We start from the raw sequence: 24,853 nt of genomic DNA on the forward strand, positions 1-24,853 counted from the left end.
CCTGCGGAAACTGACCGGTCGGTTCAGAAAACCGGACGTACGTTCTGTGGCACTACCTCTGACCTGCGGAAAAACTGTGATCCCCGCCGCAGACAGCGGCCGACGACACTGCCATGCTTGCCCGCACACCGCCCCCGAGAGCCGTCCGACAGACCGTGTGGACGACTCCGAAGACAGGCCCCGTCGACCCGCGTGACAACGCCGGTCCCGGTGCGCCGCAGGTATCGCGCACCGCAGGAGGACTCCGTGACCGCATTGAACGACCAGCCCCAGATGGCCACCGAATTGAGCGACGAGGAAATCTTCCGGGCGCACGAAGGCGGCAAGCTGGCCGTGGGTGCGACCGCCTCGCTCGCCGACCCGCGTGCGCTCGCCATCGCCTACACGCCCGGCGTGGCCAGGGTCAGCCGGGCCATCGCGCGGGACCCGGGGCTGGCCGCCAAGTACACGTGGGCGCACCGCCTGGTCGCCGTGGTCAGCGACGGCACCGCCGTGCTCGGCCTCGGCGACATCGGCCCGAGCGCGTCGCTGCCGGTGATGGAGGGCAAGGCCGCGCTGTTCAAGACCTTCGGCGGCCTCGACTCCATCCCGCTCGTGCTGAACACCACGGACGTGGACGAGATCGTGGAGACGCTGGTCCGGCTGCGCCCGTCGTTCGGCGCGGTCAACCTGGAGGACGTCGCCGCGCCGCGCTGCTTCGAGCTGGAGGCCCGGCTCATCGAGGCCCTGGACGTGCCGGTCATGCACGACGACCAGCACGGCACCGCGGTCGTGGTGCTGGCCGCGCTGCGCGGCGCGAACACCGTGCTGGGCAAGGACGTGGCGAACCAGCGGGTGGTCATCTCCGGCGCCGGCGCGGCGGGTGTGGCCTGCGCGAAGATCCTGCTGGCCGCGGGCATCGGCGAGGTCACCGTGGTCGACTCGCGCGGCATCGTGCACGTGGGCCGGGACGGGTTGAACCCGGTGAAGGCCGAGCTGGCCGAGGTGACCAACGCCAGCGGCCTGCGCGGCGGCATCGCCGAGGCGTTGCGCGGCGCGGACGTGTTCGTCGGCGTCTCGTCGTCCCAGGTGCCCGAAGAGCTGATCGCGAGCATGGCCGGCGACTCGATCGTGTTCGCGCTGTCCAACCCCGACCCGGAGGTGCACCCGGCCGTCGCCGGTCGGCACGCCGCCGTGGTCGCCACGGGCCGCAGCGACTTCCCGAACCAGATCAACAACGTCCTCGCGTTCCCCGGCATCTTCCGCGGCGCGCTGGACGCGGGCGCCAGGAGGATCACCGAGGGCATGAAGCTCGCCGCCGCGGAGGCCATCGCCGCGGTCGCCTCGGAAGACCTCTCGGTCGACCGGATCGTGCCGAGCGCCCTGGACCCGCGGGTCGGCCCTGAAGTGGCCGCCGCCGTGGCCTTGGCAGCCAGGCAGGACGGAGTAGCCTGATCCCAAGTCGGAGTTGGGAGAGCTCCGGCCGCATCCGTCAGTCCCCGTCGACAGGCAACGGAACCGCTAACGTGTTGTTTCGTTAGCCCGTTGGGGGGTGGGCGATGACGCTCCGAAGCGCTACCGTCCCTCTCCTCGGGTGAATATTGCCCGTGGAGAGGGACGCCGTCTTTGGGTGCGGTCGGGCCGGTCATCCCTGCCCTAGACACGGGAAGGTGGGACCGTGCCCAAGCGGGTTGGACGCGCTCCGGTGGTGCTCGACCCGGCGCGTCCGCAGAACGGCGACGTGGCCCTGGACGGCATCGCGCTGCCCGAGGCGCCCTCGCTGCTGTGCGATCCGAAGGGCGTCGTCATGCGGGTCAGCCCCGCCGCGGTGGCGCTGACCAAGGCACGCTCCGCCGACGACCTCATCGGCCGGTCCCTGGGCGAACTGCTGCTCGGCGGCGCCGACGACCTGCGCCTGCACCAGGCCGACGGCGCGCTGGTGCCGGTCCGCGTGGTCCGCACCCCGGTGCCCGGCACCGCCCTGCACGCCGTGCTGCTGGTCGACGTCTCCGACCTGGCCCAGGCCGCCGAGGACCTGCGCGACGAGCAGCGCAGGCTGCGCACGGTGCAACGGGTCGCGCAGATCGGCTCGTGGGAGTACGACCCGGACACCGGCGTCACGGTCTGGTCCGAGTCGCACTACGAGATGATGGGCGTGCGGCCCGGCGAGGTGGTCCCCGGCGCGCAGGCCGTGCTCGACGTCGTGCACCCCGACGACTACGAGATGGTCGCCAGCTACTGGGCCAACCGCGAGCTCGACGGCAACCCGATCGACATCGTCTACCGGATCATCCTGCCCGACGGCGGGCTGCGCTGGATCCGCGGCGTGGCCGAGGCGAAGCTGAGGTCGGACGGCCGGACCCAGTTCATCACCGGCTACATCCGCGACATCACCGAGCAGCAGCTGTCCGACCGCGCCCTGGAGACCGAGCGAGCCCGGCTGCTGGAGGCGCAGCGCATCGCGCGCATGGGCAGCTGGAGCTACGACGTCGCGTCCGGCGCCCTGCACCGCAGCGAGGTGCTGCTGGAGATGTACGCCGAGCTGGGCGTCGAGCCCAACGCCCGGTTGATGGCGGTGCACCCGGACGACCGGCCCGCGCTGGAGAGCCTGATGCAGCGCGCGCAGGACGGCAGCACGGTCGAGGTCGAGGTGCGCAGCGAGCTCGGCGACCGCGTCTACGTGTGCCGGGCCCGGGCCGAGTTCGAGGGCGACAAGGTCAGCCGGCTGCACGGCACCGTCCAGGACATCACCGAGGCCCGCGCGCTGGAGCGCCAGCTCCGCGACGACCGCCGCCGGCTCGCCGACGCGCAGAAGGCCGCGCAGCTGGGCGTCTGGGAGTGGAACCTGCAGACCGGCGACGTGGTGTGGTCGGACATGCTGGCCGAGCTGTTCGGCGTGCCGCGCGAGGAGCACACCCGCTACCAGACCTACCTCGACCTGGTGCACCCGGACGACCGCGCCTGGGTGGACGACCTGTGGCAGCAGCTGGCCACCGAGGAGGTGCCGATCCAGCTCGAACACCGGATCGTGCGCCGTGACGGCAAGCAGCGCGTGTTCCGCTGCTACGGCGTGGTGGTCAAGGGACCGGACGGCCTGCCGCTCGCGGTCGGCACCGCGCAGGACATCACCGAGCAGCGCGCCGCCGAGACGAGGATGAAACGGTCCAGCCAGCGCTTCGCGGACCTGGTCTCGCTGACGCCGGTCGGCATCGGCCTGTTCGACGAGGGCGAGCGGCTGGTCGACGCCAACGACGCGCTGTGCGACCTGCTCGGCATGGACCTGGAGCAGCTGCGCGGCATGACCGCGGCCCAGCTCACGCACCCGGAGGACCGCGACACCCGGCTGCCGTCGGTGGACGAGATGTCCGCGCCGAACGCCGAGCGCACGCACAAGATCCCGCAGCGCATCCTGGTCCGCCGCGACGGCGTGCAGGTGTACTGCGAGCTGCACGTCGCGCTGTCCGTGCAGGATGACGGCCGCCGGTTCTGGCTGATCGTGTTCCAGGACATCACCGAGCGCCGCCGCACGGCCGAGGCGTTGCGGCACCAGGCCATGCACGACGAGCTGACCGGTCTGCCGAACCGGGCGCTGGTCAAGGAGATGCTCGGCGAGCTGCTGGAGTCGCCGGACCGGTCGAAGGTCGCGGTGCTGTTCTGCGACATCGACAACTTCAAGCGGGTCAACGACTCGCTCGGCCACGACGCGGGTGACGAGCTGCTGGTGGCGTTGGCGCGGCGGCTGGAGGGCGGCCTGCCCGAGGGCTGCACGGCGGCCCGCCTGTCCGGTGACGAGTACGTGATCATCTGCGAGAACCTGGACCAGGTCGGCGGGGTGGACGCGCTGGCCATGAAGGTCGCCGGGTTGCTGCGCACGGCGGTGCCGGTGCACGGGCAGCTGGTCCGGGTGTCCGCGTCGATCGGCGCGGCCGTGCCGAACGGGTCCCGGGCCACCGGCAACGACCTGCTGCGGTTCGCCGACGCGGCGATGTTCGAGGCCAAGCGGGCGGGCGCGGGCCGGGTGTCGCTGGCCAGCGCGGCGCTGATCGCCTCGGCCGACCGGCAGGTGCACCTGGAGGGGCAGCTGCGGGAGGCGTTGCAGAACGACGGGTTGGCGCTGCACTTCCAGCCGGTGGTCGGCGTGGACGGCGTGGTGCAGACCGCGGAGGCGCTGGTGCGGTGGCCGCACCCGGATCGCGGGCTGCTGCCGCCGAGCATCTTCCTGCCGGTGGCCGAGCAGGGCGACCTGATGCGCGAGCTGGACCGGTGGGTGCTGCGCACGGCGTTGAAGGAGGCCTCGACCTGGCCGGAGCCGGGCGGCAAGCCGGTGTCGGTCGCGGTGAACCTGGCGGGGCTGGTGCCGGGCGACCCGGAGTTCGCCGACATCGTGGCCGACGCGATCGCCGAGGCGGGCATCCCGTGGGACCGCGTGGTGCTGGAGCTGGTGGAGACCGCGCTGGTCGACCTGCCGTCACGGGTGCGCCAGACGATGGACGAGCTGGTCGACCGCGGCATCCGGTTCGCGGTGGACGACTTCGGCACCGGCTACTCGTCGCTGGCCCGGCTCAAGGACCTGCCCGCGCAGATCATCAAGGTCGACCGCCGGTTCGTCTCCGGCCTGGGCAAGGACCCGTCCGACTTCGCCGTCGCCAAGGCGGTGGTGGACATGGCGCGCGCGATGGACCGCAGGTGCGTGGCCGAGGGCGTGGAGACCGCGACGCAGTTCCAGGTGCTGCGCGGCATCGGCGTGGACACCTACCAGGGGTGGCTGTTCTCCCGTCCGGTGCCGCCCAAGGAGTTCCGCGCGGTGCTGGCACTTGGTCCGTTGCACATCCCCCGCGCCGGTTGATCCGACATACTCCGGTCCCCATGGACGCCACGAGTTTGGGTGCTGACCGGTGACCGCGGAACGGATGATCGCCGACCTCGAAGCCAGGGCCCGCGAGCTGGCCGAGCGGTCCCGCGAGCTGCGGGACCGGATCCGGCGCGCGCAGGCCACGCAGCGGTCGCCGGACGGCGTGGTGACGGCGACCGTCGCGCCGAACGGGTCGTTGCGGCACATCGAGTTCTCGCCCGACGCCGAGGAGTTATCGCCCGCGCGGCTGGGCGAGGTCGTGATGGACACCGTCCGGCGCGCGCACGAGCAGGCCGCGCGGGAGGTGGCGTCGATCGTCGAGCCGCAGTTCGGCGGCACGGCGGCGGTGGCCTTCCTGACCGGCTCGCCCCCGGCGGCGCCACCGGCCTCCGACGACCTGCCGCTGCCGCGGAGCCTGCGCGCCCCGGACGACGAACCCGGGTCGGCGCCTCGGTGACCGGTTTTCCCGTGCTGGAGTTGACCGGGTCGGCGCCGGACGCGCCGGCGACCGACCCGGGCGTGCCCACCGCGGACGTCGACCCGGTGAGCCTGCTGGACGCGGCCGGGCTCGGGTGGCTGGGCGGGCACGTCGGCGTGCTGCGGGAGCCGCTGGACTGGCTGGCGGGCCACGGCGACCGGTTCGAGGACGCGCTCACCACCTGGAGGCAGGTCGCGACCGCGTTGGACGGCATCGCGCGGCGGCGGGCCGGCGGCGGGCGGCTCGCCGCGGAGATCGGGGCGATGAACGCGTTGTGCCTCGATGTGGCGTCGCACGTCGCCGAGGTGGGTGCGATCACCGTTGCCGCGCACGGCGTGTTCCGCGACGTGATCGCGTTGTTCGTCCGGGAGGTGCTCGGCAACGCCACCGTCGCGATCGCCGCGTCCGAGCTCACGTCGGGCGTGTCGGTGGCCGAGTTCGCGGCGTGGGCGGTCGGGCGCGGCGCGGTGGTGCTCGACCGGATCACCCGGCGGTTGGCGGACCTGGTGCGCGTGATGGTGCGCATCCTGAGCGCTCTGAAGGCGTTGTTCGGCCGGGCGCGCGACATGCTGAAGGCCATCACGCAGGTCGGCGGGTGAGCCCTCCGGTCAGCCCCACTGGCCCTGTCCGGGCGGCGGTGGCCCCGGCACCGGTGGCGGACCGGCCACCTGGTGCGGCGGCGTCTTCGGCTTCGCGCCGCGCGTCGCCCGGCCGACCGGCGGCAACGCGGCGACCAGACCCGCGACGAGCCACAGCAGCAGTGCGATCACCGGCATGATCCCGGAGAAGAGCGGGAGCACCGACATGACGTCGGCGAGCACGAGCCCGAAGTGCACGACGGCCAGCAACGAGATCGCGACCAGCGCCCAGCGCACACCGGGCACCCGGCAGATGAGCAGCACGACGAGGACGAGCGCCAGCCCCGGCAGCACGAACGAGACCGCGGACGCGACCTCGAAGCTGCCGTAGGCGCGGGGGAACGGCGGCATGAGGATCGCGCCCCAGAGGTCGAGCGCGAACCCGGAGTGGCTCGCGAACCCGATCGCGCCGACGAGGGCGAGGAGCACGCCCGGCAGGTACAGCAGCGCGGCGACCACGGCCATGGCCCTGCCCGGCGGCTTGGGCGGGCCTTGGTAGGGCGCGCCGGGGTAGGGCGGTTGACCGGGGTACGGCTGCTGGGCGCCGGGGTGGGGCGGGCCGGGGTACGGGGGTTGGCCCCCGAGCGGCGGCTGGCCGGTAAACGGCGGTTGACCCGGGTGAGGCGGCCGGCCGGGCTGGAGTTGGCCGGGTTGGGGCGGCTGGCCCGGGTAAGGCGGCTGACCGGGGTGCGGCTGACCGGGGTACTGCTGCGGACCCGGCTGCTGACCGGGGTTGGGGTGAGTCATGCGCGCGCCTCCAGGTTCGCACGGAAGTTACCGCCGGAGCCGTCCCGCACGCGGTGCTTCGCCGAATCCCGGTGGGACCGACCGCTAGTGGGACGCCGACGCGCGGATCAGCGGCAGCAGTTCGGCGAGCCGGTGCCGCGGCAGGTCGATCAGCCGCAGCTCCAGGTCGTCGTGCTCGCCGATCCGCTCCCGCGCCTCCCGCTTGGTCATCGCGCCGTGCGTCGCGGTGACCAACGCCTCGCGCCAGACGTTGCCCAGCTTGCCGTGCGCCCGCATCAGCACCTCGCGCACGGCCAGCCCGCCGACGTCCAGCGTGCCCGCCAACACCTGGTCGGCCACCACCACGCAGTGCTTGCCGTCCGGAGTGGACCGCAGGAACCGCAGCGCGAACCTGGTGTCCACCAACGACCTCAGCTCCTGCTGGCCCGCCGCGGATGCCACGTTCGGGTGGTTGTTGGGCACGAGCGCCGCCATCCGACCGGGCGAGCACGCCAGCAACGTGCGCAGCAGCCACGGTCCCGGGTCGCCGGACAGGTCCACCGCCAACGACGCCGCGCCCTTGCCGATCGGATCCGCCCACCCCGGCGCGCGCGGCTTCGGCGGCGGCGAGGACTCGGGCCGCGGCGCGAGGTCGACCAGGGCGGCCAACGCCGCCGAGCCCGGCCCGGACGCCTCCACGGACTGCGGGCCGTGCGTGTAGATGGCGGTCTTGGCGGCCGACGAGGCCGACGCCGACCGGCGGGACGTGGGCCGGCACACGTACAGGTCGGCCGCGCTGCCGATGGCCTGTGCGCCGTCGAACCGGTGGAACGCGGGCAGGACCGCCTCGAACACCAACCCGAGCCGTTGCAGCTCCTGCTGCACCTTCAACCCCAGCGCCGGCGTCCGGTCGCTGAACCCGTACGCGAGCAGCACCCGCCCCCGCGCCAGGTCGGCCAGGCACTCGATCGCCCGCCCGGCGAACAGCGCCATGCCCTCCGGCGTGTACGGCGGATCGCTGAACACCAGGTCCGCCGACTCCAGCACGGCGGGCGGGAGGCCGAACCGGAAGTCCGCGTGCACCGTCCGCACCGACCACCCGCGTGCACCGGCGCGGCGCGCGATGTGCTCCAGCAACCGGTCGTCCACATCGACCACCACGACCTCGACGGACGGGTTCACCGCGCACACCGCGAGCGACGTCAGGTCGTGGTCGCCCAGGCACAGCAGCGTGCGCCCGGCCAGGTCGTAGGTCGTGTCCAACCACAGCGCGCGCTTCAACGCCGTCTCCGCGGTCGCCTGCACGTGGTCCAGCGCGGCCAGCGGCGGCGGCACGTCGGCGATGTCGGCCAGGATCGACCGCAGCTGCGACGTGTGCCGCGACACCAGCGCGTCCACCGGGTCGACCAGGTCGTCACCGGCGCGGAACCCCGCGTAGTCGGCGGCCTTGGCGGGCGCCAACCGGTACCGGTCGCCGCTGGTCTCCAGGTCGTCACCGACCGCGGTCAGCAGCTCCTGCACGGTGCGCCGCGGCACGGCGGGCAGCCGGACCAACTCGGCCAGCGTGTGCCAGTCGCCGCTCAGCAGGTCGACCACGCGCCGCAGCTTGCGGGCGTGCGTGCCGCGTTCGGCGAGGAGTGCTCGCACTCGTTCGGTTGCCACAAACGGTGCAGCCTACTGACCGCATGGTGAAACGCCGTGCCGCGGTCGGACCGACGGGCTAGTGTCGATCGACGCTTGAGCCCATCGGCAGGAGGACCACGGGTGATCGAGTTCCGCGACGTGACCAAGCGGTTCGACGACGGGACCACTGCGGTGCACGGCCTCGACCTCGTCGTCGAGGCGGGCACGATCACGGTCTTCGTCGGACCATCCGGGTGCGGCAAGACCACGTCGCTGCGCATGGTCAACCGGATGGTCGACCCGACGTCGGGCACCGTCCTGGTGGACGGCAGGGACGTGCTGGGCGTGGACCCGCCCGCGCTGCGGCGCGGCATCGGCTACGTCATCCAGCAGGCCGGCCTGTTCCCGCACCGGACCGTGCTGGACAACGTCGCCACGGTGCCGCTGCTCACCGGTTGGACCCGCCGCAAGGCGCGTCAGCGCGCCGCCGAGCTGCTGGAGCTGGTGGGTCTGCCCGCCGAACTCGGCCGCCGGTACCCGGTGCAGCTGTCGGGCGGGCAGCAGCAGCGCGTCGGCGTGGCGCGGGCGTTGGCCGCGGACCCGCCGGTGCTGCTGATGGACGAGCCGTTCAGCGCGGTCGACCCGGTGGTGCGGGAGGGCTTGCAGGACGAGCTGCTGCGGCTGCAGGCCGAGTTGGACAAGACCATCGTGTTCGTCACGCACGACATCGACGAGGCGATCCGGATCGGTGACAAGGTCGCGGTGATGCGCACCGGCGGCGTCCTCGCCCAGTACGCGCCGCCCGCCGAGCTGCTGACCCGGCCCGCGGACGACTTCGTGGCCGGTTTCGTCGGCAAGGACCGCGGCTACCGCAGCTTGTCCTTTGTGGACTCGGCGGGGGTCGAGGTGGTGCGGGTGCCGACGGTCGCCGAGGGCGCCGAGCCGGAGTCCTCTTCGGACTGGCGGTTGGTGGTGGACGCGGACGACCGGCCGAAGGGCTGGGTCGCGCCGGACTCGACGGTCGTGCCGGGTGGCTCGCTGTACGAGGTGGGCGCGTCGCTGCGGGGCGCGTTGGACGCCGCGTTGTCGTCGCCGTCCGGGCTGGGCGTGGCCGTGGACGCGGACGGGCGGGTGGCGGGCGTCGTCACCGCGCGGCAGGTGCTGGACGTGATCGAGAGCCGCCGTGGGTGACATCGGGAAGTACCTGGGCGACGCCGGCACCAGGGCGGCGTTGCTGGACATGCTGCTCGACCACGTCTACCTGTCGCTGGTCCCGCTGGCCGTGTCGGTGGTGCTGGCGATCGTGCTCGGGCTGCTGTGCCACCGGTTCCGCCGGGTGAACGCGGCGTTGATCGGGTTGTCGAACGTGGTCTACACGGTTCCGTCGCTGGCGCTGTTCGCGATCATCCCGGCGGTCATCGGCACGCAGGTGCTCGACCCGCTGAACGTGATCATCGCGCTGACCGTCTACACGACCGCGCTGCTGGTCCGGCCGGTCGCCGAAGCGCTGGCCGCCGTGCCCGCGCACGTCACCGCCGCCGCCACCGCGATGGGCTTCCGGCCGCTGCGCCGGTTCCTGGTGGTGGAGCTGCCGCTGTCCGTGCCGGTGCTCGCGGCGGGCGTGCGGGTCGGGTCGGTCAGCAACATCAGCCTGGTCAGCGTGGGCGCGTTGATCGGCACGGGTGGTCTGGGGACGCTGTTCACCGACGGGTTCCGGCAGCGCTACCTGGCGCCGATCATCGTCGGCATCGTGCTGACGCTGGTGCTGGCCCTGGTGGTCGACCTGCTGCTGGTGCTGCTGCGCGACCGGTTGACGCCCTGGGCGCGGGCGGGTGAGCGGCTGTGATCTTCGCGGACGCGTTCGCGTGGCTGGTCGACCCGGTCAACTGGTCGGGCGGCAGGTCGATCCCGGTGCGGATCGGCGTGCACCTGCTGTACTGCCTGGGCGCGGTGCTCGGCGCGGCCCTGATCGCGGTGCCGCTCGGCCTGTACGTCGGGCACACCGGGCGCGGCGGCGTGGTGCTCGTCGGCGGCAGCAACGCGTTGCGCGCCCTGCCGACGCTCGGGCTGGTGACGTTCCTGTACCTGGTCGCGGGCGGTGGCACGACCGGTGTGCTCATCGGCCTGGTCGTGCTGGCCGTGCCGCCGATCCTGGCCGGCGCGTACGCGGGCGTCCAGGACGTGGACCGCGGTGTGGTGGACGCGGCCCGCGGCATGGGCATGACCGGCGCGCAGCGGCTCTGGCAGGTCGAGGTGCCCAACGCGCTGCCGCTGCTGGTCGGCGGGTTGCGCAACGCGACCTTGCAGGTGGTCGCGACCGCGTCGGTGGCCGCCTACGTGGGAATCGAGACGTTGGGACGTCCGCTGCTGGACGGCCTGCGGGTGTTGGACTACGGGCAGTTCGTCGGCGGCGCGATCCTGATCGCGCTGCTCGCGGTCGTGCTGGACGTGGTGCTCGCGGTCGTCGGCAGGCTGGTCGTGCCCGCGGGTTTGCGGCTGTCCGCCGGGACTCCGAGCGCGCAGGTCGGTGCGGCGCGGTCGGGCAGGGCACAGCCGAGGCGCCGGGGAGAGCCGGCGCCCGCCGAATCTGGAGGAAGTACGGCATGAAGCGCACATTGGCCGTTGTCATCGCGGCGGCCGCCCTGGTCGTCTCCGCGTGCGGGTCCAAGGAGGACCTCGGCGGGAGCGGCCAGCAGGCCGCGTCGGGTGAGGTCGTGGTCGGTTCGGCCGACTTCACCGAGAACAAGATCCTGGCCGAGATCTACGCGGGCGCGCTGAAGGCGACCGGCGCGAAGGTGTCGGTGCGGTCCGGCATCGGCGCCCGCGAGCTGGTGGTGAAGGCGTTGCAGGACAAGTCGCTCGGCGTCGTGCCGGAGTACACGGGCAACCTGCTCAACTACTTCGACAAGACCAACACCACCACCGAGGCCGAGGAGGTCTACACGGCGTTGAAGGCGAAGACGCCGGCGGGCCTGGAGGTGTTGGAGAAGTCGGACGCGGAGGACAAGGACGTCCTGGTGGTGACCAAGGCCACCGCGGACGGCGGGGTGAAGTCGATCGCCGACCTCGGGTCCGGCAAGTACGCGCTCGGTGCCGCCGGCGAGTGGGCGCAGCGCTGGGAGGCGAAGGTCAAGGAGCTGTACGGGGTGACGTTCACCGAGATCAAGACCACCGACACGGGCGGCCCGATCACGGTGGACGCGTTGAAGGACGGCACCGTGCAGGTGATCAACCTCTACACGACGTCGGCGGACATCAAGGCGAACGACTTCGTGGAGCTGGCGGACCCGAAGACCATGTACCCGGCCCAGAACATCGTGCCGCTGCTGCGGTCGGACGCGGTCGACGCCAAGGGCAAGGACGCGTTGAACAAGGTTTCCGCGGCGCTGACCACGGAGAAGCTGGCGGACCTGGTCAAGCGGGTCGACGTGGACAAGGAGACGATCGCGAACGTGGCGGCGGACTTCCTCAAGTCGGTCACGCTGTAGTCCTGTCTTGTCCGCGCCCCGTCGGTTCCGGCCGGCGGGGCGCGGTGCTGTCCGAGTGCTGATCGGCCGCAGCACTCCGCGACTCCCCGCTGTAACGCGACGCCCGGCCCGACAGATCACTCGTCTGCCCGACCGGGTGTTTCACGACGCGGAGGCAGGTGGAGCCGATGAGGATCGCGGCACTCGGGTGGGTGGTCGTGCTGCTGTCGGCGGGAGGTCCGTCACCGGCCGCTGTCCCGCCGGTCGAGGTCGAGCTGGTAGCCGGCCAGAACCAGTACAGCGCGCCGTCCTGGTTCCCGTTACGCGGCGCCTGGGTGATCGGGTGCACGTGGGGCAACGGCTGCAGTGGTGGTTACCACGGCTACGCCGCGCTGGACATCGCGCGCGACCCGAAGGGCTCGGTGTCCGGCGACCCCGTGCACGCGGCCGGCGCCGGTCTGGCCACCGTCGTCTCGACGGGGAGCACCTGCGGCTCCGCCGGCAACACCGTTGTCGTAGACCACGGCAGTGGGGTGAGGAGCTACTACGGCCACCTGTCCCGGATCGCGATCCCGGGCCCGACGTGGGTCGATCAGGACAGCGTGCTCGGCTACGTCGGCGCGACCGGCAACGTGCAGCCGTGCACGTACCACCACCTGCACTTCGAGGTGCGGGTCAACGGCGCCCGGGCCAACCCGGGCGCGCTCAAGGCGTGCGTCGGCGGGAGGCTGACCAGCTACCCGGCGGAACTGGGCAGGGCCGACTGGTCGCAGGTGCCCCTCTGGTCCGGGGTGACGAACGACGGGACGGGCTGCGCGTCCCCACTCCCGCCGTCGCCCCCAGCGGCCCCGCCGATCCCGGCAACCGGAGAGCTGAGCCGCTACGCGGGTGATGATCACGTGTCGTTGACGTGGGGTCCTCGTCCGAACGACCGGTTCGAGCTCAGTCTCGGCACCGTGTCGAAGGTGCCTGTTCCGGGCTCGCACGCGATCTATTTGTGCCGGGTCGGGTCGGGGGACAACTTCACGTCCGTGGATGCGGCTTGTGAGGGTCAGTTGGTGGTGGGTTTGCTGGGGTATGTCTTTGACAGTCCGGAGGCTGCCGGGGTTCCGACGGTTCCTGTCCGGCGGTGCGTGGTCAGGGGCAGCGGTGAGCACTTCGACAGCAACGACCTTGGATGCGAAGGTCACCATGCCGAGCACGTGCTGGGCTACGCCATCGCCAGGACCAGCCTGAGCCGCTACACGGGTGATGATCACGTGAGCCTGACCTGGGGTGCACGCGGCAACGACCGGCTGGAGCAGGACTTGGGCCTCGTGTCGAAGGTGCCTGTTTCGGGGTCGCATGCGATCTATTTGTGCCGGGTCGGGTCGGGGGACAACTTCTCGTCCGTGGATGCGGCTTGTGAGGGTCAGTTGGTGGTGGGTTTGCTGGGGTATGTCTTTGACAGTCCGGAGGCTGCCGGGGTTCCGACGGTTCCTGTCCGGCGGTGCGTGGTCAGGGGCAGCGGTGAGCACTTCGACAGCAACGACCTTGGTTGCGAGGGTCATCACTCGGAGACCTTGCTGGGCTACGCCCTCGCCTCGTAGCCCGTGCGGGGCGGCCGTCGCTCACGCCCGGCCGCTGATGCGGTTGGTCAGCTCGTCCGCCGCACGGCGGGCCTCCGCCGCCAGGTCCGGCCACGTCTCGCCGCACTCCACCTCGCACACGTGCCGGAACGTCACCGTGATCGCGGCGATCGGGCGGTCGCCGTGGTCGAACACGGGTGCCGCGACCGACGCGAACCCCGCCGTCACGTAGCCGTCCTCGACCGCCCACCCGCGCCGCCGTTCGACGGCCAGCAGGCGCCGCAACGCGGGCAGGTTGCGCGGCCCCCGCCCGGTCCGGTCCACGAACGAGCCCGGGAACAGGGCCCTGACCTGCGCCGCGGGCAGTCGTCCCAGCACCGCCCGGCCCGACGCGGTCAGGTGCGCCGGCAGTCGCACGCCCACGTCCGACACGATCGTGGTCGGGTGCCGCGGCTGCTCCCGCACCAGGTAGAGCGCCTCCGCGCCGTGCAGCACGCCCAGGTGCGCGGTCCGCTCGACCGAGTCGACCAACCGCCGCAGCACCGGCCGCGCCAGCCGCTCCAGCGGGTCGTGCCGCAGGTAGGCGGACCCGAGCTCGAACGCGGCCACGCCCAGCCCGTAGCGTCGCTCCTCGGGGAAGTGGGTCGCGAACCCGGCGGCGGCCAGCTCCGCCAGCAGGTGGTAGGTCGTGGACCTGGGCAGGGACAGCTCACGCGCCACCGCCGCGGCCGACAGCGGACCCGGCCTGCTCGCCAGCAGGCGCAGCACCGCGAGCCCCCGGCGCAACGCCGGCACGTCGCTGCTGCCTCCCACGCGACCCATTCTCAACAAAACCGCGAGCGGGCGCATTGGAGGGGTATGAGCACCGGCTTCGAGGAGTTCGCCGCCGCACAGGTGACCCCGCTGCTGCGCTACGCCACCGTGCTGACCGGGGATCCGCACCTGGCCCAGGACGTGGTCCAGGAGGTCCTGCTCCGGGCACAGCAGAAGTGGGCGCGCATCGGCTCGGTCGACGCACCGGCGGCGTACCTCAAGCGGATGGTGACCAACGAGTACCTCGGTTGGCGCCGCCGCCTGAAGGCGCACCTACCCCTCACGGGCGTGGACCCGCCGCAACCCGACCCCACCGACCACTACGACGAGCGGGAGGCGATGCTCCAGCGCATCGACCGGCTCCCGCGCAAGCAGAAGGCCGCCGTCGTCCTCCGCTACTACGAGGGCTGCGACGACGCCGAGATCGCCACCGTCCTGGGCTGCGCCCAGGTCACGGTCCGCAGTCACATCTCCCGCGCGCTGGCAGTGCTGCGCGCCGACGAACGCGTGAGGCAGTCGCTGTGAACGACACCACCGAAACCCTGATCACCGACGCCCTGCGCCGACGGGCCGAGCGCACGCCACCGCCGGGAGCGGTGCTCGCCGCGCTGCACCGGCCGCGCCGGACGCGCAAGCCGCTGCTCCTGGTGCTCGCCGCCGCCGGCACGACGGCCGCCGCGGCCGCGCTGGTGGTGACCACCGTGAACGGGCCGACCGCCGGCCAGGCCCCGCCCGCCCAGCAGCTCGGCACCACGTCCGAGCCCACGCCCGCACCGGTCGCCGACGTGCCCACCCGGGCCCTCGAATACCGGCCCGGGGTGATGCTCGACGGCTACACCGAGCGGGAGCGCACCATCGCCGCCTGGGGCACGTCCCGCATCTACGCGCCCGGTGCCACGGATCCCGGCTCGCCGGTGGTCCGCTTCGCCGTCTTCACCGCCATCGCCGGCGACGTGGGCCCCAAGGTCGAGAACGCGCCGGTCGGCGACCGCACCACGGTCGGCGGCGCGACGGCGGCCTGGTTCGGCGACAACCTGTACTGGAACGTCGCACCCGGCCGCGTGCTCAGCGTCAGCCTGGAGAACGTGACGGGCGTGGACGTCCGGGCGCAGACGCGGCGGATCGCCGACTCCGTCGCCGCGGACCCCGCGTCGATGCGCATCCCGTTCTCGCTGGACGAGTACCCGTACGTCGAGGTGAAGGGCCCGGGCGCCACCGACTGGGCGATCGCCGGCACGAGCAACCTCGACGACGTCAAGTACGAGGTGGAGCTGCTGCGGACCGCCGAGGCCCCGGCCGGCTCCACCCCCACCACCGTGGACGGCAAGCCCGCGCACTACACCGCCGACGGGTTCGGCCTGCTCGCCGTGCAGCTCGCGCCGAACTTCCAGGTGCGCGTGAAGCCGCACGAGTTCAAGCTCCCCGACCGCGACCCCCTGCCGACCGGCCTGGAGACCCGGCACGCCCCGGTCGAGGTGCTGGCCCGGGTGGCCGCGGCGCTGGCCGTGGACACCAACCCGGACGTGGCCTGGATCGGCACGCGGTAGGGCTGACGTGGTGTGGGCGCTCCAGGGGCGCCCACACCACGCGTCAGCCGCCGAACTCGATCGTGCCGTCACGGCGCCCGCGGCGGACCATGCGGTTGAAGCTCCCCGCCGCCGCGGCGAACCACACCGCCCCCACGCACACCTCCAGCCCGAGCCCGACGAGCACGGTGGAGGTCGCTCCCTCCGCGATGAACACCCGGATCGCGGCCAGCCCGTGCGTCATCGGCAGCACGGACGTGACCGCGCGTAGCCAGTCCGGCCAGAACGACGTCGGCACGTTCACCCCGCAGAACGTCATCAGCACCAGGTAGCTGAGGTTCAACGCCAGCCACCGCGCCGACGGGAACCCGAGCACGAACGACGCCACGCACGTCCCGTAGCAGTAGCACGACAACCCGACCACGAAGATCATCAACGGCACCGCGGCGGCCCAGGGCCACGGCAGCCGCACCCCGAACAGCGGCGGCAGCACCAGGAACGCCGTGGTCGACGCCGCCACCCCCGACCCGAGGTTCACCAGCCCCCGCCCCAGGTACGCGGTGAGGTGGGTGGCCGGCGCGGCGACCATCAGCGCGAGCGTGCCGGACTGCCGCTCGCCGACGGTCAGCAGGATGACCACGGTCGCGTCGATGGCCATGATCGCGACCACGTTGCCGACGAGCAGGTAGTCGACCTGCTGCTGCGACCCGAGCATCCGGCCGATCAGGGCGTAGAAGCACGCCTGGATCAGCAGCCGGGACAGCCAGGTGAACGTCCACGTCTTCCACGTCTGGAACGCCGAGTACATGGTCCACGAGGCGATCAGGCCGTGCTTGAGCACCCGCAGCTGGTCACGCATACGTCACCACCCCCAGCTCGCGCGCCCGGCGCAGGGTGGCCGCCAGCAGCACCCGCCCGCCGACCAGCGCGGCCACGCCGAGCCCGGTGATCGCCAGCAGCCGCCAGCCGGTGCCCGTGACGGGCGCCGCGGCCATGGCGTCCCGCATCAGGTCCGCCGACCACGACAGGAAGATCACGTGGGAGAGCGGTTGCAGGAACTCCGGCAGGTACTGCACCGGGACCATCACGCCGGACAGCACGTAGATCGGGAAGCTCAGGAAGTTCAGGTAGTTGTTGCTGTTCTTGGACAGCAGCATGGACGCCGCCAGCAGCAGGCTGGTGCCGATCATCGCGAACACCGACACGGCCATGGCCGCCCAGAACACCCACGGGTGGTGCACCGCCGGCGTCACGCCGAACAGGAGCCGGCCCAGCAGCCACGTCTCGCCGAGCGGGACGACGCCCAGCACCATCACCGCCGAGATCCGACCCAGGTAGACGGAGTGCACGGTTCCGGGCGCGGCCATGGCCAGTTTCAGCGTCGAGGTCCAGCGCTCGCCGACCAGCACGGTCGTGGCCAGGCCGGTGGCGAAGCCCCACAGCCCGATCAGGGTGGGCGCGAGGAACGCGTTGGCGACCAGGTCGGGTCGGGCCGCGTGCATCACGATCGACAGCATCATCACCACGGTGAACGGGATCGTGCACAGCGTCAGCAGCTCGTCGGGTTGCCTGCGGATCAGCCAGAACTGCGTGCGGACCCCGGACAGGAACAGGCGCACGCTCACACCTCCATGCCGCGGCGGCCGATGAGGTCGAGGTAGACGTCCTCCAGCCGGGGCGGGACGGCGTGCACCGAGCGCACGCCGTTGTCCAGCAGGAAGGCCAGCACGGCGCGCGCCGCCCGGTCGTCGGTGGTCTTGACCCGGAGCAGGCCGTTGCGGGTCTCGGTGTCCACCACACCGGGGATGCCGGTGACGTCCAGCGCCGTCTCGGCCTCGACCCAGCGGTGCAGGCCGGACATCTCGGCCAGGCCGCGCGGCGACTCGGTGGCCAACACCCGGCCCTTGTCGATCAGCGTGACGCGGTCGCAGACCTCCTCGGCCTCGTCCATGTCGTGGGTGGTGATGAGGATCGTGCGGCCCTCGTCGCGCAGCTCGCCGATGAGCTTGCGGAAGTCGCGTGCGGCCACCGGGTCCATGCCGGTGGTCGGCTCGTCGAACAGGACCAGCCGCGGGTCGCCGATCAGGCCGCGGGCCAGGTGCACGCGCTGCTTCATGCCCCGCGAGAACGTCTCCACCAGGTCGTCGGCCTTGTCGGTGAGGCCGAGGCGGGTCAGCAGCTCGTCGGCGCGGGCCTTGGCCCGCGCGTCCGGGATCTTGTACAGCGCGGCCCAGTAGCGCAGGGTCTGCCGCGCCGTGAGCTTGCCGTACAGGCCGCGTTCGCCGCCGAACACGATGCCGATCCGGGACCTGATCTCGGCCGCGCCGGTCACCACGTCGTGGCCGAGCACCTCGGCGGTGCCCGAGGTGGGCAGCAGGATCGTGGACAGGATCTTGCACAGCGTGGTCTTGCCCGCGCCGTTCGGGCCGAGCAGCCCGTGGACCTCGTTGTCCGGCACGTCCAGCGTGAGGCCGTCGAGCGCGGTCACCTCGTCGCCCTTGGGCCGCCAGCCCTTGCCCTTGCGGAATGTCCTGGTCAGGTTCTGCACGCGGACACTCATGGTCACCCCCCATGGTGGTTTTCGTGACGCTACCGTCGGGTCAGGGCGCGTGACGACGGATTTCGGTTGGCCCGCCCGTCTCGGATACCAGACACGATCGGCGGATGTCGGGTCGTGCGGATCCGGCCGCCGGGTTGAGATGGGCACATGCAGCAACCCGTGCAGCTGGGTCCGAAAACCCTGACCCGCGACGACGTCCACGCCGTGGCCCGGGACGACGCGCGCGTGGAGATCACGGAGGCGGCGCGCGAGGCGGTCACCACCGCCCGCGCGCACATCGAACGCCTGGCCACGGCCGAGGAGCCCACCTACGGCGTGTCCACCGGCTTCGGCGCGCTGGCGGTCCGGCACATCCCGCCGGACCGCCGTGCCGCCCTCCAGCAGTCCCTGGTCCGCTCGCACGCGGCGGGCGCGGGTCCCGAGGTCGAGCGCGAGGTCGTCCGCGCCCTGGTGCTGCTCCGCCTCAAGACCCTCACCAGCGGCCACACCGGCATCCGGCTGGAGACCGCCGAGGCGATGGCCGCGATGCTCAACGCCGGCATCACCCCGGTCGTGCACGAGTTCGGCTCGCTCGGCTGCTCGGGCGACCTCGCGCCGTTGTCCGCCGCCGCCCTCGCCCTCACCGGCGAAGGCGACGTCCGCGACGCCGGCGGCACGCTGGTCCCGGCCGCGCGGGCGCTGGCCGAGGCGGGCATCCGGCCCGTCCGGCTGGCCGAGAAAGAGGGCCTGGCGCTGATCAACGGCACCGACGGCATGCTCGGGATGCTGGTCCTCGCGCTGCGGGACCTGAACTACCTGCTCGACGTCGCCGACCTCACCGCCGCGATGAGCGTGGAGGCCCTCCTGGGCACCGACCGCGTGTTCGCCGCCGACCTCCAGGCCCTGCGACCGCACCCCGGCCAGGGGCGTTCCGCGCGGCGCATGGCCGAGATCCTGCGCGACTCCGAGATCATGGACAGCCACCGCGGCCCGGACTGCACCCGCGTGCAGGACGCCTACTCGCTGCGCTGCTCACCGCAGGTCCACGGCGCGGCGCGGGACACCGTCGCCTACGCCGAGACCGTCGCCGACCGCGAGCTCGCGTCGTCCATCGACAACCCCGTGGTGCTGGCCGACGGCCGGGTCGAGTCCAACGGCAACTTCCACGGCGCGCCGATCGCCTACGTGCTGGACTTCCTCGCCATCCCCACCGCGGACGTGGCGAGCATCGCCGAGCGCCGCACCGACCGGATGCTCGACGTGAACCGCTCGCACGGCCTGCCGCCGTTCCTGGCCCACGACCCCGGCGTCGACTCCGGCCACATGATCGCCCAGTACACGCAGGCCGCGATCGTCAGCGAGCTCAAGCGCCTGGCCGTGCCCGCCTCGGTCGACTCGATCCCGAGCAGCGCGATGCAGGAGGACCACGTCTCGATGGGCTGGTCCGCCGCGCGCAAGCTGCGCCAGTCCGTGGACGGGCTGCGCCGGGTGCTCGCGATCGAGTTCCTGACCGCCGCGCGCGCCCTGGACCTGCGCGCGCCGCTCAAGCCCGCCCCGGCCACCGCGGCGGCCGTGGCGAAGCTCCGCGAGCACGTCGAGGGCCCCGGCCCGGACCGCCACCTCGCGCCCGAGATCACCGCCGCCGAAGACCTCATCCGGAAGGGAGCCCTCTGATGGTGCGCGCCGCCCGAGGAACCGAACTGACCGCCCGCAGCTGGTCGACCGAGGCCGCGCTGCGGATGTTCCACAACAACCTCGACCCCGACGTCGCCGAACGGCCCGAGGACCTCGTCGTCTACGGCGGCACGGGCAAGGCCGCCCGCGACTGGCCGAGCTTCCACGCCATCAGCCGCGAGCTGACGAACCTCGAGGACGACGAGACGCTGCTCGTGCAGTCCGGCCGCCCGGTCGGCGTCATGCGCACGCACGAGTGGGCGCCGCGCGTGCTCATCGCCAACTCCAACCTCGTGCCGGACTGGGCGAACTGGCCCGAGTTCCGCCGCCTGGAAGCCGAGGGCCTGACCATGTACGGCCAGATGACGGCCGGTTCGTGGATCTACATCGGCACCCAGGGCATCCTCCAGGGCACCTTCGAGACGTTCGCCGCCGTGGCCAACAAGCGGTTCAACGGCACCCTGCGCGGCACGCTCACCGTCACCGCGGGCCTCGGTGGCATGGGCGGCGCGCAACCGCTTGCGGTCACCATGAACGAGGGCGTGGCGCTCTGCATCGAGGTCGACCCGCAGCGCGCACGTCGTCGCGTGGAGACCCGCTACCTGGACGAGATCGCCGACGACATCGACGACGCGATCACCCGCGTGCTCGCCGCGAAGTCCGAGGGCCGCGCCCTGTCCGTCGGCCTCATCGGCAACGCCGCCGAGGTGCTGCCCGAACTGCTGCGCCGCGACGTGCCGGTCGACATCGTCACCGACCAGACCTCCGCGCACGACCCCTTGGCGTACTGCCCGAAGGGCGTCGAGGTCGAGGACTGGCCCGACTACGCCGCCAAGAAGCCCGACGAGTTCACCGACCGCGCCCGCGAGTCGATGGCCGACCACGTCGAGGCCATGGTCGGCTTCCTCGACCGCGGCGCCGAGGTGTTCGACTACGGCAACTCCATCCGCGGCGAGGCCAAGGCGGGCGGCTGCGAGCGGGCGTTCGACTTCCCCGGCTTCGTCCCGGCCTACATCCGGCCGCTGTTCTGCGAGGGCAAGGGCCCGTTCCGCTGGGCCGCGCTCTCCGGCGACCCGGCCGACATCGCGGCCACCGACCGGGCGATCCTGGAGCTGTTCCCGGACAACGAGCAGCTGGCCCGGTGGATCAGGATGGCCGGCGAGCGGGTCGAGTTCCAGGGCCTGCCCGCCCGCATCTGCTGGCTCGGCTACGGCGAGCGCCACCTCGCGGGCCTGAGGTTCAACGAGATGGTGGCCTCCGGCGAGCTGTCCGCGCCCATCGTCATCGGCCGCGACCACCTGGACTGCGGCTCGGTCGCGTCGCCGTACCGGGAGACCGAGGCGATGGCCGACGGCTCGGACGCCATCGCCGACTGGCCGCTGCTCAACGCGCTGGTCAACACCGCGTCCGGGGCGACCTGGGTGTCGCTGCACCACGGCGGCGGCGTGGGCATCGGCCGGTCCATCCACGCCGGTCAGGTGACGGTCGCCGACGGCACCCCGCTGGCGGCGCAGAAGATCGAACGGGTGCTGACCAACGACCCCGCCATGGGCGTCATCCGGCACGTCGACGCCGGCTACCAGCGGGCGATCGACGTCGCCGCGCAGAAGCACGTGCCGATCCCGATGAGCGCCGATGACTGACCTCGCGGACATCGCCGACGTCGGGCGCGACCGCCGGCGTGGCGGCTACTCCCGGCACGGCTTCGACCACGTCGAACTTGAGCTGCGCACCTGGTTCGTGGAGCAGGCCGAGCGCCGCGGCCTGGACGTCCGGCCCGACCGCAACGGCAACATCTGGGCCTGGTGGGGCGAGCCCGGCCCGGACGCCGTGATCACCGGCAGCCACCTCGACTCCGTGCCGGGGGGTGGTGCGTTCGACGGGCCGCTGGGCGTCGTGTCGGCGTTGCAGGCCTTCGACCTGCTGCGCTCGAAGGGCTTCACGCCGTCGAAGCCGCTGGCGATCGTCGTGTTCGTGGAGGAGGAGGGCGGGCGCTTCGGCGTGGCCTGCCTCGGGTCGCGCCTGATGACCGGCGCGATCACCCCGGAAGCCGCGTGCAAGCTGGTCGACGCGGACGGCATCACGTTCGGCGAGGCCGCGCACGCCGCCGGCTTCGACCCGTTGCGGATGGGCCGCGACGACCGCGCGTTGTCGTCCGTCGGTGCTTTCGTCGAGCTGCACGTCGAGCAGGGGCGTGGCTTGACCGTGCCGGTGGGGTTGGCCAGTTCGATCCTGGCGCACGGGCGGTGGCGGTACACGTTCACCGGTGAGGGCAACCACGCCGGCGCGACCCTCGTGCAGGACCGGCGCGACCCGATGCTCCCGGCCGCCGCGATGGTGCTGGCCGCGCGCCGTGCGGCGACTTCGGGCGCCCGCGCGACCGTGGGCCGGATCGTGCCCAACCCCGGTGGCACCAACGTGATCGCCTCGTCCGTGGACGTGTGGCTGGACGCGCGGGCCGAGGACGAGCCGCGCACCCGTGAGGTGGTCGACCGGATCACGTCGGCGGCACGTGCGGCGGCGGCCGAGGAGGGCTGCGAGGTGCGGGTGGCCGAGGAGAGCTGGGGCGGGACCGTGCACTTCGACCCCGACCTCATGGCCGGCATCCGAGACGCGCTCGGCGCCGACACCCCGGCGCTGCCGACCGGTGCCGGTCACGACGCCGGGATCTTGGCCTCCCACGTGCCGACCGCCATGCTGTTCGTGCGCAACCCGACCGGGATCAGCCACGCGCCGCAGGAGTTCGCCGAGGCCGACGACTGCGCCGCGGGCGTGGTGGCGCTGGCGACGACGTTGGAGCACTTGACGCGATGAAGAGCTTCTGGTGCGAGCGGGCGTGGTTGCCGGACGGGATCACGTCGCGGGTGCTGGTGCGGGTGGACAAGGGCGTCATCGCGTCCGTGTCCGCTGTGGACACCATCCCCCTCGGCGTGGAACGGCTCTACGGCCTGGTGTTCCCGGGGTTCGCCAACGCCCACTCGCACGCGTTCCACCGGGCGTTGCGCGGGCGCACGCACTCGGACGGCGGCACGTTCTGGACGTGGCGCGACCGGATGTACGCGGTGGCGGAGGGGTTGACGCCCGAGCGGTACCGGAGGCTGGCCACGGCGGTGTACGCGGAGATGGCCGTGGCCGGGGTGACGGCGGTGGGCGAGTTCCACTACCTGCACGCCGGCGGCAACGAGATGGGTGAGGCCCTGCGGCAGGCCGCGCGGGACGCCGGCATCCGCATCACCCTGTTGGACGCTTGCTACCTGGCGGGTGGGATCGGTCAACCCGTGCGGGGGGTGCAGGAGCGGTTCTCCGACGGGACCGGGGACAGGTGGCTCGACCGGGTCGCTGAGCTGCGCGGTGACGAGAACACGAGGATCGGCGCGGCGATCCACTCGGTCCGCGCGGTGCCACGTGAAACATTGTCGCTGGTAGCGGGCGCGTTCCCCGATCGGCCGCTCCATGTACACCTGTCGGAGCAACCGGCCGAGAACCAGGCGTGCCTGGAGGCGTACGGCATGACGCCGACCGAGCTGCTGGCCGAGGCGGGCGCCCTCACGCCGCGCACGACGGCCGTGCACGGGACGCACCTGTCGACGAAGGACATCGGCCTGCTCGGGTCGACGCGGACGGGGGTGTGCTTCTGCCCGACCACGGAGGCCGACCTGGCGGACGGCATCGGCCCTGCGCGCGAGCTGGTGGAGGCCGGTTCGCCGTTGTCGTTGGGCAGCGACCAGCACGCGGTGATCGACCCGTTGCTGGAAGCGCGCGCTCTGGAGCACAACGAACGGTTGCGCACCGGCCAACGCGGCCGGTTCACGCCTGCGGAACTCGTTGGCGCGCTGACGAACCACGCCGCCATCGGCTGGCCCGAGGCCGGCCGGCTGGCAGTCGGCTCTCCGGCCGACTTCGTAGCCGTTCGAGTGAACTCGATCCGAACCGCCGGTACTGAGCCCGAACAGGTGGTGCTGGCCGCCACCGCGTCGGACGTGACCACCGTCGTGGTCGGCGGGAAGGTCGTGGCGCGCGATGGCGTGCACGAGCAGCTGGGCGACGTCGCCAGGCTGCTGACGGAGGCACTCACCTGATCGGGTGCCGAGATTCCCACTGTTGTCAGTCCCTCTCACCATCATGGGTCGCATGCCGCCAGCTCGCCCACCTTTTCGCCGTCGGAAACTGGCCCGCCGCATCCGCCGGATGCGGGAAGCGGCTGGGATGACGATCGAGGACGCCGCCGCCGCGCTCGACAAGCACCGCAACAGCCTCTACCGCCTGGAGGCGGGCGAGACGAGGCTCGACGTCCACCTCGCCCGCTCGATGATGGACGTCTACGACCACTACGACCCCGACCTCATCGACCAGGTGCGGGAGGCGCTGCGACCCGGGTGGTGGACCGCCTTCGGCCTGCGGGACATGGGATACGTCGATGTCGAGACTGCGGCATGCGCGGTCTCGGACCTGGCCCTGGTCCGCATCCCAGGCCTCCTCCAGACCGAGCCCTACGCACGGGCTGTCCTGGAGGCGAGTTCGCTCAAGCGCACCAAGCCCGAGTTGGCCACCCAGGTCAAGGTCCGCATGATCCGCCAACGCCGCCTCACCTCCGATGAAGCCCCTCTCCGGCTGACTGCTCTGGTCGATGAGGTCGCCTTGCGTCAGCGGATCGGCGGGGAGGAAGTCATGCGCGATCAGTTGAACCACCTGTCGATGGTCGCCGAGCTGGACACGGTGGTGCTCCGCGTCCTGCCGACCGCTCTTGGCGCCCACGCCGGCCAACGAGGGGCGTACACCCTGCTCGATTTCCCCGAACCCGAGGATGCGCCGTTGCTCTACGTGTCCTATGCGACCGGGGCACTTCACATCGAGGATCGAGATGAGGTGGGCCGGGCTAAACTGCTGTTCAACCACCTGCTCGGGCAGGCGCTCGGTCCCGAGGATTCGATCGCCCTGATCGAGCGGATACTTGCCGAGCGCGAATGAGA

At 72.2% G+C, this 24,853-nt stretch carries 22 protein-coding genes; 16 read left to right on the forward strand and 6 right to left on the reverse strand.

The genetic code is table 11. From position 1 onward, the window contains the following. Positions 1-273 precede the first annotated feature (273 nt). The 4 genes from ACYVLT_RS18205 (at position 274) to ACYVLT_RS18220 (ending at position 5,908) form a co-directional block, all read left to right on the forward strand. The gene (locus ACYVLT_RS18205) at positions 274-1,434 is read left to right on the forward strand and encodes an NAD(P)-dependent malic enzyme (protein ID WP_461122245.1); all 1,161 of its coding nucleotides are present in this window, start codon (positions 274-276) and stop codon (positions 1,432-1,434) included. Between the two features lie 223 nt (positions 1,435-1,657). Continuing rightward, a complete protein-coding gene (locus ACYVLT_RS18210; RefSeq protein ID WP_461121373.1) occupies positions 1,658-4,825 on the forward strand; it encodes a sensor domain-containing protein in 3,168 nt (1,055 codons plus the stop codon). 49 nt (positions 4,826-4,874) lie between these two features. Further along, entirely contained in the window at positions 4,875-5,288 is a 414-nt protein-coding gene (locus tag ACYVLT_RS18215; protein ID WP_461121374.1) for a YbaB/EbfC family nucleoid-associated protein, read from the forward strand. Then, positions 5,285-5,908 (forward strand): hypothetical protein, encoded by a 624-nt coding sequence (locus tag ACYVLT_RS18220; protein WP_461121375.1) that lies wholly within the window; start codon positions 5,285-5,287, stop codon positions 5,906-5,908. Before ACYVLT_RS18215 ends, ACYVLT_RS18220 begins: the two co-directional genes overlap by 4 nt. Positions 5,909-5,917: 9 nt before the next feature. Here the strand turns inward: ACYVLT_RS18220 and ACYVLT_RS18225 are convergent, their stop codons facing one another. Beyond that, positions 5,918-6,694 carry a hypothetical protein gene (locus ACYVLT_RS18225; RefSeq protein ID WP_461121376.1) on the reverse strand — a complete coding sequence of 259 codons (777 nt, stop codon included), beginning with the start codon at positions 6,692-6,694 and terminating at the stop codon, positions 5,918-5,920. Positions 6,695-6,778: 84 nt separating this feature from the next. Beyond that, a complete protein-coding gene (locus ACYVLT_RS18230) occupies positions 6,779-8,335 on the reverse strand; it encodes a bis-aminopropyl spermidine synthase family protein (protein ID WP_461121377.1) in 1,557 nt (518 codons plus the stop codon). Positions 8,336-8,437: 102 nt separating this feature from the next. On the opposite strand from ACYVLT_RS18230, the gene ACYVLT_RS18235 reads away from it, so the two are divergent. From ACYVLT_RS18235 to ACYVLT_RS18255, 5 genes are all read left to right on the forward strand, one after another. Then, entirely contained in the window at positions 8,438-9,487 is a 1,050-nt protein-coding gene (locus ACYVLT_RS18235) for an ABC transporter ATP-binding protein (protein ID WP_461121378.1), read from the forward strand. Between the two features lie 49 nt (positions 9,488-9,536). After that, complete coding sequence (locus ACYVLT_RS18240) at positions 9,537-10,142, forward strand: ABC transporter permease (protein WP_461122246.1); 606 nt, start codon at positions 9,537-9,539, stop codon at positions 10,140-10,142. Further along, positions 10,142-10,903, forward strand: a complete 762-nt coding sequence (locus tag ACYVLT_RS18245) for an ABC transporter permease (protein ID WP_461122247.1) — start codon at positions 10,142-10,144, stop codon at positions 10,901-10,903. Before ACYVLT_RS18240 ends, ACYVLT_RS18245 begins: the two co-directional genes overlap by 1 nt. Beyond that, positions 10,900-11,784 (forward strand): ABC transporter substrate-binding protein, encoded by an 885-nt coding sequence (locus ACYVLT_RS18250; protein WP_461121379.1) that lies wholly within the window; start codon positions 10,900-10,902, stop codon positions 11,782-11,784. The genes ACYVLT_RS18245 and ACYVLT_RS18250 overlap by 4 nt, the downstream gene beginning before the upstream one ends. A gap of 167 nt (positions 11,785-11,951) precedes the next feature. Further along, the gene (locus ACYVLT_RS18255; RefSeq protein ID WP_461121380.1) at positions 11,952-13,352 is read left to right on the forward strand and encodes a M23 family metallopeptidase; all 1,401 of its coding nucleotides are present in this window, start codon (positions 11,952-11,954) and stop codon (positions 13,350-13,352) included. Between the two features lie 21 nt (positions 13,353-13,373). Here the strand turns inward: ACYVLT_RS18255 and ACYVLT_RS18260 are convergent, their stop codons facing one another. Next, the gene (locus tag ACYVLT_RS18260) at positions 13,374-14,144 is read right to left on the reverse strand and encodes an IclR family transcriptional regulator (RefSeq protein ID WP_461121381.1); all 771 of its coding nucleotides are present in this window, start codon (positions 14,142-14,144) and stop codon (positions 13,374-13,376) included. 45 nt (positions 14,145-14,189) lie between these two features. Here ACYVLT_RS18260 and ACYVLT_RS18265 point away from each other — a divergent pair, with 45 nt between their 5' ends. Further along, positions 14,190-14,669 carry a SigE family RNA polymerase sigma factor gene (locus ACYVLT_RS18265; protein WP_461121382.1) on the forward strand — a complete coding sequence of 160 codons (480 nt, stop codon included), beginning with the start codon at positions 14,190-14,192 and terminating at the stop codon, positions 14,667-14,669. After that, positions 14,666-15,691 (forward strand): hypothetical protein, encoded by a 1,026-nt coding sequence (locus tag ACYVLT_RS18270; RefSeq protein WP_461121383.1) that lies wholly within the window; start codon positions 14,666-14,668, stop codon positions 15,689-15,691. Before ACYVLT_RS18265 ends, ACYVLT_RS18270 begins: the two co-directional genes overlap by 4 nt. 43 nt (positions 15,692-15,734) lie before the next feature. Here ACYVLT_RS18270 and ACYVLT_RS18275 read toward each other — a convergent pair whose 3' ends face one another. From ACYVLT_RS18275 to ACYVLT_RS18285, 3 genes are read right to left on the reverse strand one after another with little or no spacing between them, the layout of a single operon-like run. Beyond that, entirely contained in the window at positions 15,735-16,529 is a 795-nt protein-coding gene (locus ACYVLT_RS18275; protein ID WP_461121384.1) for an ABC transporter permease, read from the reverse strand. Beyond that, a complete protein-coding gene (locus tag ACYVLT_RS18280; RefSeq protein WP_461121385.1) occupies positions 16,522-17,289 on the reverse strand; it encodes an ABC transporter permease in 768 nt (255 codons plus the stop codon). The genes ACYVLT_RS18275 and ACYVLT_RS18280 overlap by 8 nt, the downstream gene beginning before the upstream one ends. A 2-nt stretch (positions 17,290-17,291) precedes the next feature. After that, a complete protein-coding gene (locus tag ACYVLT_RS18285; protein ID WP_461121386.1) occupies positions 17,292-18,230 on the reverse strand; it encodes an ABC transporter ATP-binding protein in 939 nt (312 codons plus the stop codon). Positions 18,231-18,377: 147 nt separating this feature from the next. On the opposite strand from ACYVLT_RS18285, the gene hutH reads away from it, so the two are divergent. Genes hutH through ACYVLT_RS18310 form a run of 5 tightly spaced genes read left to right on the forward strand, consistent with a single transcriptional unit; the run spans position 18,378 to position 24,851 of the window. Further along, a complete protein-coding gene (gene hutH, locus ACYVLT_RS18290) occupies positions 18,378-19,883 on the forward strand; it encodes a histidine ammonia-lyase (protein ID WP_461121387.1) in 1,506 nt (501 codons plus the stop codon). Continuing rightward, positions 19,883-21,526, forward strand: a complete 1,644-nt coding sequence (gene hutU / locus ACYVLT_RS18295; RefSeq protein ID WP_461121388.1) for a urocanate hydratase — start codon at positions 19,883-19,885, stop codon at positions 21,524-21,526. The genes hutH and hutU overlap by 1 nt, the downstream gene beginning before the upstream one ends. After that, positions 21,519-22,697, forward strand: coding sequence for an allantoate amidohydrolase (locus ACYVLT_RS18300; protein ID WP_461121389.1), 1,179 nt, complete (start codon positions 21,519-21,521; stop codon positions 22,695-22,697). Before hutU ends, ACYVLT_RS18300 begins: the two co-directional genes overlap by 8 nt. Then, positions 22,694-23,962 carry a formimidoylglutamate deiminase gene (locus tag ACYVLT_RS18305; protein ID WP_461121390.1) on the forward strand — a complete coding sequence of 423 codons (1,269 nt, stop codon included), beginning with the start codon at positions 22,694-22,696 and terminating at the stop codon, positions 23,960-23,962. Before ACYVLT_RS18300 ends, ACYVLT_RS18305 begins: the two co-directional genes overlap by 4 nt. A 52-nt stretch (positions 23,963-24,014) precedes the next feature. Continuing rightward, the gene (locus tag ACYVLT_RS18310) at positions 24,015-24,851 is read left to right on the forward strand and encodes a helix-turn-helix domain-containing protein (protein ID WP_461121391.1); all 837 of its coding nucleotides are present in this window, start codon (positions 24,015-24,017) and stop codon (positions 24,849-24,851) included. Positions 24,852-24,853 lie beyond the last annotated feature (2 nt).

It is taken from the genome of Saccharothrix stipae (assembly GCF_054781895.1).